Genomic DNA, 12,026 nt, shown 5'->3' with positions numbered 1-12,026 from the left:
CGCCGCCGCGCGCGCGTGCCGTGGGCTGGGCGCCGCACTGGTCCTGCTCGACGCCGGGCGCGCCGAGGCGGTCGCGTTGGGGGCTGCGCTGGGATCGTTCCGGCCGGCCAAGGTCACGGCGAAGAACGACGACGACGACAAGGCGGACACCGTGAAGGTGTTCGTCGCGGAGGGCGGCGAGGACGCGGTGACCCGTGCCGCCACCATCGCCGAGTGCGTCGGCCTCGCCCGCGACCTGGTCAACACCCCACCCAACCTGCTCTTCCCCGGTTCCTTCGCGGACCGCGCCGCCGAGCTCGCCGCCGCCGCGGGCCTGGAGGTGGAGATCATGGACGAGGCCGACCTGGCCGACGGTGGATACGGCGGCATCCTGGCCGTGGGCGGCGGGTCGTCCCGGCCACCACGCCTGGTCCGACTCACCCACCGGGGCAACGAGAACCGGCCGCCCGTCGCCCTGGTGGGCAAAGGCGTCACCTTCGACACCGGCGGCATCTCCATCAAGCCGGCCGCGGGCATGGAGCAGATGACGATGGACATGGGCGGTGCGGCCGCCGTGGTCGCGACCGTCATCCTGGCCGCCCGGCTCGGTCTCGACCTGACCGTGGTGGCGACCGTCCCGATGGCCGAGAACATGCCGTCCTCGACCGCGTACCGGCCCGGCGACGTGCTCACCATGTACGGCGGGACGACGGTCGAGGTGCAGAACACCGACGCCGAGGGGCGGCTGATCCTGGCCGACGCCATCGTTCGCGCGTGCGAGGACTCGCCGTCCCACCTCATCGACACCGCCACGCTCACCGGGGCCCAGATGGTCGCACTGGGCAAGAAGTCCCCCGGTGTCATGGGCACCGAGGAGTTCCGTGACCGGGTGGCCGAGCTCAGCCGGGGGGTCGGCGAGGGCGGCTGGCCGATGCCGCTGCCCGAGGAGCTCCGCGACGGCCTCGACTCCCAGGTCGCGGATCTGACCAACGTCACCCCGCACCGCTGGGGCGGCATGCTTTCCGCGGGCCTGTTCCTCTCCGAGTTCGTCGCCGAGGGCGTCGAGTGGGCCCACATCGACGTGGCGGGCCCGGCCTACAACGACGGCGGCGCCGAGGGCTACCTGCCCAAGGGCGGGACCGGTGTCCCCGTCCGGACGATGCTCGCCGTGCTCGAGGACATCGCCGCGGCCGGCTGACCCGTCCGCGGGCGGCTCACCCGTCCGCGGGCGGCTCACCCGTCCGCGGCCGGTTAGGCCTCGTCGGCTCCGCGCATCTGTTCGCGGAGCCGGCGGGCCCTCTCCTTGCGCTCGCGGGAGATGCGGACCTCCTCGAAGAGCCGCATCCGGTCCGGGTACCCGGTCTCCATCGCGTCGTAGAGGGGGATCTTTAGCTCGTCGGCGAGCTTGCGCGCGGTGGCCACGTCCCCCACCGGGCGTCGCGTCCACTCGCCGTCGAACGCGACGAGGAGGAGCCCGGGCACCGACACGAGGGTCTCGGGCTCCAGGTACGCCTCGATCCCCACCCGGGTCTCGCACCAGGATCGGAAGTGGGCGAGGTCGGCGGGATCCGCGGGGATCCGCGTCTGCCGCCGCCGGAAAAGATCGCGGATCGCCACTGTCGGTCTCCTCCCGTCGGCCCCCCGTCCGGGGTGGGGCCGTCTACGCCGAATCGATCGTACCGAGCCCGAGCACCGGTGATGGCGCGGCCGCCGGGCGGATCGGACGCCCACAGACGCCGGGATCGGAGCGTCCGCCGACACCGGTAGGTGGCACAGGGCACAATGGGGGTCGATCGTCCGGGCGGGCCGCCACAGTGGTTCCGTCCCGGGTCGTCTCGAAGAATCGATAGCCCACCACAATGTCGCCGCTCACGCGGGTGCGGATCGCGCCGGCGGGCAGCGCCCAGAACTCTTGAGGAGTCACGACACCATGGCCTTCTCCGTACAGATGCCGGCTCTCGGTGAATCCGTCAGCGAGGGCACCGTCACCCGCTGGCTCAAGAAGGAGGGGGACACCGTCGAGGTCGACGAGCCGTTGCTCGAGGTCTCGACCGACAAGGTCGACACCGAGATCCCGTCGCCCGCCGCGGGCACGCTGTCCAAGATCGTCGCCGACGAGGACGAGACCGTCGAGATCGGCGGCGAACTCGCGGTCATCGACGACGGTTCCGGTGGATCGGACGACGCCGACGAGCCGGCGGAGGAGTCCTCCGACGACGATGTCGACGACGACTCCGATGACGATGCCGACGAGGCCGACACCTCCACGGAGGAGGCCGACGAGGCACCCGCCGAGAAGCCCGCGACGTCCTCCGGCGGCTCGGGCGGCAAGGGCTCGGGCGGCAAGGGCACCGAGGTCACCATGCCCGAACTCGGCGAATCCGTCACCGAGGGCACCATCACCAACTGGCTCAAGGCCGTGGGCGACACCGTCGAGATGGACGAGCCCCTGCTCGAGGTCTCCACCGACAAGGTCGACACCGAGATCCCCTCCCCCGTCGCCGGCACCCTGCAGAAGATCGTCGCCGACGAGGACGAGACCGTCGAGGTCGGTGCCGTCCTCGCCGTCATCGGCGACGGCGACTCCTCCGACCAGGACGACGAGCCCGCCGACGAGGGGACGTCCGACGCCGCCGAGTCCACCCGTCCGGATGACGCCCCCGCGCAGGCGGAGGGCGATGCCACCGACGCTGCCGGCGCTGCTGAGCAGGACGACGCCGCGGGCGGGACCCCGAAGACCGAGAAGAAGGCGGCGAAGAAGGCCGCCGCCAAGGCCGAGAAGTCCGCGGACACGGCCGACGGCCCGGGATCCTCGGGCGCGCAGGGCGAGCGGGCCGAACCGGCGGAGGCCGCCAAGTCCGGCACCTCGCCGTCCCCCACCCCGTTGGTCCGGACGCTCGCCGAGGAGAAGGGTGTCGACCTCGAGACCGTCGAGGGCACCGGGGCCAGTGGGCGCATCCGCAAGCAGGATGTGCTCGCCGCGGCGGAGAACGGGGCGGAGAACGAGGGCGGCGCCACGGGCTCCGGCTCCGGTACCTCCCCCTATGTCACCCCGCTCGTGCGCAAGCTCGCGCAGGAGCACGGCGTGGACCTGGATTCCGTCACGGGCACCGGGATCGGCGGACGCATCCGTAAGCAGGACGTCCTCGCCGCGGCCGAGGGTGGCGCCGAGGGCGGCACCGAGGCCCCCGCGGAGAAGAAGGCCCCGGCAGGCGGCCCGTCCAAGGCCGGAGTGCGACCCGAACTGGCCGAGCTGCGCGGGACCACCAAGAAGGCCAACCGGATCCGCAAGATCACGGCCAAGAAGACCCGCGAGTCGCTGCAGACCAGCGCGCAGCTCACGCAGGTCTTCGAGGTGGACATGAGCCGCGTCGCGCAACTGCGGGCCCGGACCAAGAGCCGGTTCGCGGACGAGCACGGCGTCAAGCTCACCTACCTGCCGTTCTACGCCAAGGCGGTGGTCGAGGCCCTGGTCTCGCACCCGAACGTCAACGCGTCGTACGACGAGGACACCAACGAGATCACCTACCACGGTTCGGTGAACCTCGGCATCGCCGTGGACACCGAGGCGGGGCTGCTCTCACCGGTCATCCGCGACGCCCAGGACCTGGACATCCCGGGGCTCGCCAAGGCGATCATCGACCTGGCGGAGCGGGCGCGGGCGTCCAAGCTCACCCCGGACGACCTCCAGGGGGGCACGTTCACCATCACCAACATCGGGAGCGAGGGTGCACTGTTCGACACCCCGATCCTCGTGCCGCCGCAGGCGGCGATGCTGGGGACCGGCGCGATCGTGCGGCGCCCCGTGGTGGACGCCGATGACGACGGCGAGTCCATCGCCATCCGGTCGATGGGCTACCTGCCGCTGACCTACGACCACCGTCTCATCGACGGTGCGGACGCCGGTCGTTTCCTCACCACGGTCAAGGACCGTCTGCAGAAGGCCGAGTTCGAGGGAGACCTCGGACTGTAGGTCCCGACGACAGCGCGACGGGCGTCCTCCTCCGGGAGGGCGCCCGTCGTCGTCTGCGAGATCCTTCGGCCTAGAGTGGACGGCATGTCCCACACCGGTCTGTCCCTGCGCCGCGATCCGGTCGAGCCGGAGATCCGCCGCCTCGGCACCGTCGAGTACACCCCTACCTGGGAGCTGCAGCGAACGCTCGCGCAGGAGCGTGCCGACGGAGCCCGCGGGGACACGATCCTGCTCCTGGAACACCCGGCCACGTACACCGCCGGGAAGCGCACGGAGCCGTCGGATCGCCCGGTCGACGGGACCCCCGTCGTCGACGTGGACCGGGGTGGTCGGATCACCTGGCACGGACCCGGGCAGCTGGTCGGGTACCCGATCATCGCCCTGTCGGACCCCATCGACGTGGTCGAGTACGTCCGCCGGGTGGAGCAGGCCCTCATCACCACGTGCGCCCGGATGGGGGTGGAGGTCGACCGGGTGGACGGCCGGTCCGGGGTGTGGTGTCCGGCCGGTGACGGCCGGCCGGAGCGCAAGATCGCCGCCATCGGGATCCGTGTCCAGCGCGGGGTGACGATGCACGGTTTCGCGCTCAACTGCGACTGTGATCTCGATGCATACTCGCGGATCGTCCCCTGCGGGATCGTCGACGCCGGGGTCACGTCCCTCTCGGCCGAACTCGGACGGGACGTCCCCGTCTCGGAGGTCCTCGACCAGGTCACCTCCGACGTGGTGGAGGCGCTCGACGGTCGACTACCCGTGGGGTGATTCGAGCGTAGGCTGGCGGCCGTGACTGTCACTCCCGAAGGCCGCAAACTGCTCCGCATCGAGGCCCGCAACGCCGAGACGCCGATCGAGCGGAAGCCCTCCTGGATCCGGACCCGGGCCACGATGGGCCCCGAGTACAAGGAACTCAAGGGCCTCGTCAAGACCGGCGGCCTGCACACGGTGTGCGAGGAGGCCGGCTGCCCCAACATCTACGAATGTTGGGAGGACCGCGAGGCCACCTTCCTCATCGGCGGCGAACAGTGCACGAGACGCTGCGACTTCTGTCAGATCGCGACGGGCAAGCCCAGTGCCCTCGACCGGGACGAGCCGCGGCGCGTGGCGGAGTCCGTTCGCGAGATGGGCCTGCGGTACTCGACCATCACCGGCGTCGCCCGGGACGACCTCGACGACGGTGGCGCGTGGCTGTACGCGGAGACGGTCCGCAAGATCCACGAACTCAACCCCAACACCGGCGTCGAGAACCTGATCCCCGACTTCAACGGGGATCCGGATCAGCTCGCGGAGGTCTTCGAGTCCCGGCCCGAGGTGCTCGCGCACAACGTGGAGACGGTCCCCCGGATCTTCAAGCGCATCAGGCCGGCGTTCCGGTTCGACCGGTCCCTCGGAGTGATCCGCGCTGCCCGTGACTTCGGGCTGGTCACCAAGTCCAACCTCATCCTGGGGATGGGTGAGACCACGGAGGAGATCGTCGACGCGATGATTGACCTGCATTACGCGGGGTGCGACATCCTCACCATCACCCAGTACCTCCGGCCCAGTCCGCTGCACCATCCCATCGACCGCTGGGTCAAGCCGGAGGAGTTCGTGGAGTTGTCCGACCAGGCGCGCGAGATCGGTTTCGCCGGGGTCATGGCCGGTCCACTGGTGCGGTCCTCGTACCGGGCCGGTCGCCTCTACGTCCAGGCTCTCGAACACCGCGGCCAGGAGGTTCCGCAGCACCTCGCGCAGTTGACCTCCGGGGGCGCCGCCTCGCAGGAGGCCTCGTCCGTGCTGGCGCGCGCCCGGGCCTGACCCCCCGCGGGCCCACGTCCGACCCGGCCGTCTCAGCCGGGCCGCCCGGCCGACTCAGCCGCGCCACCCGTCCTGCTCGCCCTGTCCACCCCTGCGGCGAACCGCGGTTCCCGAACGGTGGTCCCCGCCACGTATCCTGAACGGTATGGCGAAGAGCGAGGTCAGCAAGGCGGACAAGAAGGCGGCTCGGGCTGCACGGCGGCAGGCGAGCAAAGCGCAGCGCGGGCAGATGTGGGAGGCCCTGAAGATCCAGTCCAAGCAGGACAAACTCCTGTGGCCCCTGATGATCGGCGCGTTGATCCTCTCCACCGCCGCGTTCTTCCTCCTGGGTTCGCTCTGGGGCGGGGAGTGGTGGATGCTCCCACTCGGTGTCCTCACCGGTCTGATGCTGGCGATGGTGATCTTCTCCCGCCGCGTCCAGAACACCGTGTTCGCGAAGGCCGAAGGACAGCCCGGTGCGGCGGCGTGGGCACTGGATCAGCTCCGATCGGGCTGGCGCGTCAATCAGGCCGTCGCGGCGACGACCAGTTTCGACGCCGTGCACCGCGTGGTCGGCCGATGCGGGATCGTCCTCGTGGGCGAGGGGCAGCCGCACCGGCTCAAGCCACTCATGCTGCAGGAGAAGAAGAAGGTCGCCCGGGTCGTCGGTGATACCCCGATCTATGAGCTGATCGTCGGCGACGAGGAGGGGACGACCCCTGAACAGGTCCCGCTGCGCAAGCTCAACCGTCGCCTGACCCGCTACCCGATGAACATCAACCGCGCCAAGGTCGACGCCCTGGACACCCGGTTGCGTGCGCTGGGCACCAAGACCGGCATCCAGAACCAGATGCCCAAGGGCCCGCTCCCCCAGGGCGCAAAGGTCCGCAACATGCAGCGCAGCGCCCGGCGACGGGGCTGACCGGGGCCGGAGCCCGTCACGCCCACCGGTCGCGCTGGTCGCGCCGGTCGCACTCGCCGGCCGCGCCGACGGGTTAGCGCGAACAGATCCCCGGATCCGTCTCCGGGGCCACCGGGGCCACCGGATCCGTCTCCGGGGCCACCGGGGCCACCGGGACCAGCTCCGGGGTCACCGGGTCCGGATGAGCGCCGTACCCGTCGCCCTGTCGTGCAGGCCGCGGCCGTCCTCGTCCTGGACGAGGGGAGGCAGCAGGAAGAACACGAAGGCGACCCGGACGATCGCACGGAGGACACCGACCCGCTCGTCGGCGTCGATCCGTGCGGTGCCGATCCCGAAGAGTGCCTGTCCGGGCGTCTGGGCGAAAAGCCAGACGCACACCACGCCGGACAGGCCCCAGAGCAGCGGAGTCGCCCAACTGGCCACGGCGGAGAACGTCTCGCCTCCGAGCAGGCCCGGTCCACCGAGGGTGACGACGAGTCCCACGAACCCGTAGGCCAGGAACCAGTCGACCAGTAGCGCGCCGAGACGCACCCCCAGCGGCGCGAGAGAACCCTCGCCGTACCGGGGCAGCCCGAGCCGCTCACCTTTGAAGGCCTGCTCCGGCTCGTTGCCGGACGAGGTCGGGCCGGACAGCCATGATCCTGCAAGTTCACGCATGGTTCCCAGGGTAACCGGGGCCCGGTCGATCCCCGTGTCGACGTTCCCCCGCAGTGGTTGACTAGGCTGACCCCTATTGGGAGGGACACCACCCGGCCCGCCTCTGTAACACTGCCGAAACATTCGGTTGACGGCCGGGCAACACCTCGCCCATATCGTGAGGTCACCGCACGACGGGCGGCACCGGTTGCCCGTCGCACAGAGAGACGAGGAGCGACATCGTGGCATTCTCCACTCCGGACGAGGTCATCAAGTTCATCAAGGACGAGGGCGTCGAGTACGTCGACATCAGGTTCACCGACCTGCCCGGCGCCGAGCAGCACTTCACGATCGCTGCCGCGGCTTTCGACGAGGACATGATGGAGGACGGCCTGGCGTTCGACGGCTCGTCCATCCGGGGGTTCCAGTCGATCCACGAGTCCGACATGATGCTCCTGCCGGACGTGTCGACCGCTCGCCTCGACCAGTTCCGCAAGGCGAAGACGCTGAACATCAGCTGCTTCGTGCACGACCCCTTCACCCGTGAGGCCTACAGCCGCGACCCCCGCAACGTCGCGCGCAAAGCCGAGGAGTACCTGATCTCCACGGGCATCGCCGACACCTGCTTCTTCGGTGCCGAGGCCGAGTTCTTCGTGTTCGACTCCGTCCGCTACGGCTCGGGCACCAACCACGGCTTCTACGAGGTCGACTCGATCGCCGGCAACTGGAACACGGGAGCCGAGTCCGAGGCCGACGGTTCACCGAACCTCGGGTACAAGGTCCGCCCCAAGGGCGGGTACTTCCCGGTGGCGCCCTACGACCACTTCGTCGACCTGCGCGACGAGATGTCGACCAACCTCACCAACGCCGGCTTCGAGCTCGAGCGCTTTCACCACGAGGTGGGCTCCGGTGGCCAGCAGGAGATCAACTACAAGTTCAACACGCTCCTGCACGCGGCCGACGACATCCAGCTCTTCAAGTACATCGTCAAGAACACCGCGTGGAAGAACGGCAAGTCCGCGACCTTCATGCCCAAGCCCCTCTTCGGTGACAACGGCTCCGGCATGCACGCCCACCAGTCGCTGTGGAAGGACGGCAAGCCGCTGTTCCACGACGAGGCCGGCTACGCGGGACTGTCGGACGTCGCCCGCTACTACATCGGTGGCATCCTCCACCACGCGCCCAGCCTGCTCGCGTTCACCAACCCCACGATCAACTCGTACCACCGGCTCGTCCCGGGCTACGAGGCACCGATCAACCTGGTGTACTCGCAGCGCAACCGCTCGGCCTGTGTCCGTATCCCGATCACGGGCAACAACCCCAAGGCCAAGCGCATCGAGTTCCGCTGCCCCGACTCCTCGGGCAACCCGTACTTCGCGTTCGCCGCGATGATGATGGCGGGCCTGGACGGCGTGAAGAACAAGATCGAGCCGCACGCCCCGGTGGACAAGGACCTCTACGAACTCCCGCCGGAGGAGGCCGCCGACATCCCGCAGGCCCCCACCTCGCTTTCCGCGGTGCTCGACCGCCTCGAGGCCGATCACGAGTACCTCACCGCGGGTGGCGTGTTCACCGAGGACCTGATCGAGAACTGGATCGAGTACAAGCGGGAGAAGGAGATCGCCCCGGTCAACCTGCGTCCGCACCCGCACGAGTTCGACCTGTACTACGACTGCTGATCCCGCAGCTCGCGTAATCGTTGAAACGCCCCGGCCCCTGTGGCCGGGGCGTTTACGGTTGACCCAGGGCCGGGGAACGCCAGGAGGCGGGGAACGGAAGGGGTCGGGAGCTCGTGGACGCAGACGACGTGGACTTCCGGAGCGCCTCCCCGAGGGCCAGACCACTCAAGGTGGTCGCGGCCGCCCTGGACCCGGATCACGAACCGGGAACCGGCGGCGACGGCGAGAGCTACCCCGTGCTGCTCAAGCTGTCGCGGGTGCTCGACCCCGAGGAGGCGAGGTTGATCCTCGAACGGAACCCGTTCCTCCATGCCAGCGCGGGCTCACGCAAGCTCATCGCGATGGACACCTCGGTCGAGACACTGCGCGAACAGAAGGACCGTCTGCAGCTCCTCCTGGCCGAGGTCGAGGCGGACGCACTCGCCGAACAGGCCCGCCGCCGCTCCGAGGAGCACCGCGCGGCCGAACAGCGGCTGGCCGAGCTCCGTCGGCGGAACGACGTCCTCGGCGAGATCGAGTGGTGAACCGCCGAGGTCGTGGGGAAGCCGAGCTCGTGGGAGAGTGCTGAGATGAAGACACCCAGTTCCCCTCGCTCCGTTCAGGGCGCCGCCCGCTCCGCCGTCGACCATCCCGCCCTCGAGTGGCTGGCCCGTGCGGGCTTCGTCATGAACGGGATCCTCCACCTGCTCATCGGGTGGATCGCCATCCGGATCGCGACCGGATCGGGCGGAGAGGAGGCGTCCAACTCGGGCGCCCTCGCCGAGATCGCCTCCGCACCGGGTGGCCAGGCCCTCCTCTGGGTCGGCGCGATCGGCTTCCTCGCCCTCGGTCTCTGGCAGGTCATCGAGATGATCCTGGGATCGGAGGAGGCCTCGGACAGGGTCAAGGCGGGCGCCAAGGCCGCCGTCTACCTCGCTCTCGGCGTGACCACCGCCCGGTTCGCCTCCGGTGGATCCGATTCGGATTCCGAGACGGCGTCCGGTACCACCGCCGGACTGCTCGGCTCCGCACCGGGCAAGGTCGCGCTCGTCGTGGTGGGCCTCGTGATCATCGGCGTGGGCGCGTATCACGTCTACAAGGGCGCCACCAAGAAGTTCGTCGAGGACCTGGAACGCACCGGGGGCGGACACGTCGGGCGGGCCATCGTCGTCTCCGGTCAGCTCGGGTACATCGCCAAGGGTGCCGCCCTGGTCATCCTCGGCGGACTGGTGATCGCGGCGGTCGTGACCGCGGATCCCGAGAAGGCGGGAGGACTCGATGCCGCGCTGCGAACGGTCGGCGAGCAGCCGTTCGGCCAGATCCTGCTCATCATGACCGGCGTCGGGATCGCGTTGTACGGCGTCTACTCCCTGGGCCGTGCCAAGTACAGCCGGATGTGAGACGCCGGGCTCACACCGGCCGGGCTCAGCCGAGCTTGGGGAAGTTCTGGGGGCAGTAGGTACCCACGGCGGCGCCGAGGAAGAATCCCTGCTGCTCGGGGCCCAACCGCCCGTACTCGCCGAGCCACCCCGAGACCTCGTCCATCTGCTGGCCCCCGTCGAAGCGGCCGCACGCCTCCGCGGCGGTGGCCACCGGATCCACGCCCTCGGGGAGTGCGACGTCCTGCCTCTGCAGCAGCGCGACGAAGTCACCGCCCCCGGGGGCGACGGGAGCGGGCTCAGCCGCCGGGGTGTCGTCCGCTCGTGGTTCCGGCGCGGGCTCCCCCGGCATCGGTTCCGGCTGCGGCTCGGGCGGCGGGGGCGGTGTCACGGGCCCGGTGGGCTTCTCCGGTCGCTCCTCGGCGAACGGGGTACTCGACGCGGCGGACGTCGTGGTGGACTCCGTGGCCACCTCGGGCGCCTCCCCCTCCACGGTCGCCCCGCCACAACCCCCGAGTACCACGGCGAGCGCGACCGCACCGAGGCCGGACGCTGCTGTCAGGATGCGTGAACTCATGGTGCGCATCGTAGGTCAACGGACCCGGTCCGCGGCAAGACGTACCGTCGCGATCACGCCCAGGTGATCGGTGCCACCCACCCGGACGGTCCTGGTCTCCCCCACCGCCGACGCTCCCCGCGCGAGCACGTGGTCGATGCCGATCAGTGGCGGGACGCGCCCGTCGGCTGGCCACGTGGGCACCCAGCCGTCGCCACCGCCGGAGACCGAATCGGTGTACCCCAGCCCACGCAGTCCGCGGAACCGGGCGTGGTCCCAGGTGGCGTTGAAGTCGCCGCCCACCACCACGGGGGCCGGTCCGGGCAACCCGCCGAGGTACCACCTCAGACGGTCCGCCTCCTCGACCGCGGCGGGACCGTCGAACACGGGCGCGACGGGGTGAGCCGCCACCACCGTCACCGGACCCGCGGGGCCGGCCATGTCCGTGCGCAGGACTCCCAGGCTGAATCCGGCGACCCGCTCGGGTGGGGAGAGCGGGTACCGCGACCAGACCGCGACGCCCGCGGCCTGCGGGGCGGGATCGGATGCCTCGTGCGGGAGCATCTCGCCGAGGCCCGCCGCGCGGAGACCGTCGACAGACTCCGGGGTGGCCTCCACCGTGATCAGCAGATCGACCCCGCCGTCGCGGACGGCACGGGCCACGTCGACCGGGTCGGCTCCGCCGTACTCCAGGTTCTGCACCAGCACCCGGAGGTCGACGCCCTCGTCGTCGTACCCACGGGCGGGTGACACCAGCGGGCCGTACTGGACCGCCCCCGCCCCGACCAGCGCCACGGCCACGACCGTCAACACCACGGAGCGGGCGCGCAGCGCCGCGAGGACCGCGATGAGGGAGAACGCCCAGGCCCACAGCGCGAACGTGGCCAGGACCAGGACCGCGGGGACCTCGGAGGTCGAGTGGTGCAGTGCGATTCCCGCCGCGGCCACCAGCGCGGCCAGCACGGCCGCCGCCCGGGCCACCGGGCGGGGTCGCCTCACCGCAGGAACTTGCGGAGGTCCCCCAGTGCCGCGATCACACGGTCGAGGTCGTCACCGTTGCGGACCATCGAGCGGACCGTCTCCGCCACCGAGGCGATCGACGGTGAGGACGACGGTCCCGCGGCGGGCGCGACCGGCTCCCCGACGAGCG

At 70.5% G+C, this 12,026-nt stretch carries 12 protein-coding genes; 8 read left to right on the top strand and 4 right to left on the bottom strand.

Going from position 1 to position 12,026, the window contains the following annotated elements; translation table 11 throughout:
* Positions 1–1,177: leucyl aminopeptidase (locus G6031_RS03935; RefSeq protein WP_241737170.1), on the top strand; the 1,177-nt coding region annotated here is incomplete at its 5' end.
* 53 nt (positions 1,178–1,230) lie between these two features.
* On the opposite strand, the gene G6031_RS03930 is transcribed toward G6031_RS03935, so the two are convergent.
* The gene (locus G6031_RS03930) at positions 1,231–1,596 is read right to left on the bottom strand and encodes an oxidoreductase (protein WP_179525019.1); all 366 of its coding nucleotides are present in this window, start codon (positions 1,594–1,596) and stop codon (positions 1,231–1,233) included.
* A gap of 313 nt (positions 1,597–1,909) precedes the next feature.
* Between G6031_RS03930 and sucB the strand changes: the two genes are divergently transcribed.
* From sucB to G6031_RS03910, 4 genes are all read left to right on the top strand, one after another.
* A complete protein-coding gene (gene sucB, locus G6031_RS03925; RefSeq protein WP_182652502.1) occupies positions 1,910–3,952 on the top strand; it encodes a 2-oxoglutarate dehydrogenase, E2 component, dihydrolipoamide succinyltransferase in 2,043 nt (680 codons plus the stop codon).
* 84 nt (positions 3,953–4,036) lie between these two features.
* The gene (gene lipB, locus G6031_RS03920) at positions 4,037–4,714 is read left to right on the top strand and encodes a lipoyl(octanoyl) transferase LipB (protein WP_182611206.1); all 678 of its coding nucleotides are present in this window, start codon (positions 4,037–4,039) and stop codon (positions 4,712–4,714) included.
* Between the two features lie 21 nt (positions 4,715–4,735).
* Positions 4,736–5,746, top strand: a complete 1,011-nt coding sequence (gene lipA / locus G6031_RS03915; protein ID WP_182652501.1) for a lipoyl synthase — start codon at positions 4,736–4,738, stop codon at positions 5,744–5,746.
* A 145-nt stretch (positions 5,747–5,891) separates the two neighbouring features.
* Entirely contained in the window at positions 5,892–6,647 is a 756-nt protein-coding gene (locus tag G6031_RS03910; RefSeq protein ID WP_179525016.1) for a DUF4191 domain-containing protein, read from the top strand.
* 168 nt (positions 6,648–6,815) lie between these two features.
* Here the strand turns inward: G6031_RS03910 and G6031_RS03905 are convergent, their stop codons facing one another.
* On the bottom strand, positions 6,816–7,304 hold the full coding sequence (locus tag G6031_RS03905; protein ID WP_179525015.1) for an RDD family protein: 489 nt from the start codon (positions 7,302–7,304) through the stop codon (positions 6,816–6,818).
* Between the two features lie 221 nt (positions 7,305–7,525).
* Here G6031_RS03905 and glnA point away from each other — a divergent pair, with 221 nt between their 5' ends.
* The 3 genes from glnA (at position 7,526) to G6031_RS03890 (ending at position 10,341) form a co-directional block, all read left to right on the top strand.
* Complete coding sequence (glnA, locus tag G6031_RS03900; protein WP_179525014.1) at positions 7,526–8,962, top strand: type I glutamate--ammonia ligase; 1,437 nt, start codon at positions 7,526–7,528, stop codon at positions 8,960–8,962.
* Positions 8,963–9,075: 113 nt separating this feature from the next.
* Positions 9,076–9,486, top strand: a complete 411-nt coding sequence (locus G6031_RS03895) for a hypothetical protein (protein ID WP_179525013.1) — start codon at positions 9,076–9,078, stop codon at positions 9,484–9,486.
* A 45-nt stretch (positions 9,487–9,531) separates the two neighbouring features.
* Positions 9,532–10,341: a DUF1206 domain-containing protein gene (locus G6031_RS03890; RefSeq protein ID WP_182611208.1), complete on the top strand. Its 810-nt coding sequence runs from the start codon at positions 9,532–9,534 to the stop codon at positions 10,339–10,341.
* A gap of 25 nt (positions 10,342–10,366) precedes the next feature.
* Here the strand turns inward: G6031_RS03890 and G6031_RS03885 are convergent, their stop codons facing one another.
* Together G6031_RS03885 and G6031_RS03880 are read right to left on the bottom strand one after the other, a co-directional pair.
* Positions 10,367–10,897 carry a DUF732 domain-containing protein gene (locus G6031_RS03885; protein WP_241730614.1) on the bottom strand — a complete coding sequence of 177 codons (531 nt, stop codon included), beginning with the start codon at positions 10,895–10,897 and terminating at the stop codon, positions 10,367–10,369.
* Between the two features lie 15 nt (positions 10,898–10,912).
* A complete protein-coding gene (locus tag G6031_RS03880; RefSeq protein ID WP_347238436.1) occupies positions 10,913–11,875 on the bottom strand; it encodes an endonuclease/exonuclease/phosphatase family protein in 963 nt (320 codons plus the stop codon).
* Positions 11,876–12,026 lie beyond the last annotated feature (151 nt).

The sequence above is a fragment of the Dietzia sp. CQ4 genome (assembly GCF_014145125.1).
GTDB lineage: Bacteria > Actinomycetota > Actinomycetes > Mycobacteriales > Mycobacteriaceae > Dietzia > Dietzia natronolimnaea.
This window is presented reverse-complemented; position numbering and strand designations above follow the sequence as displayed.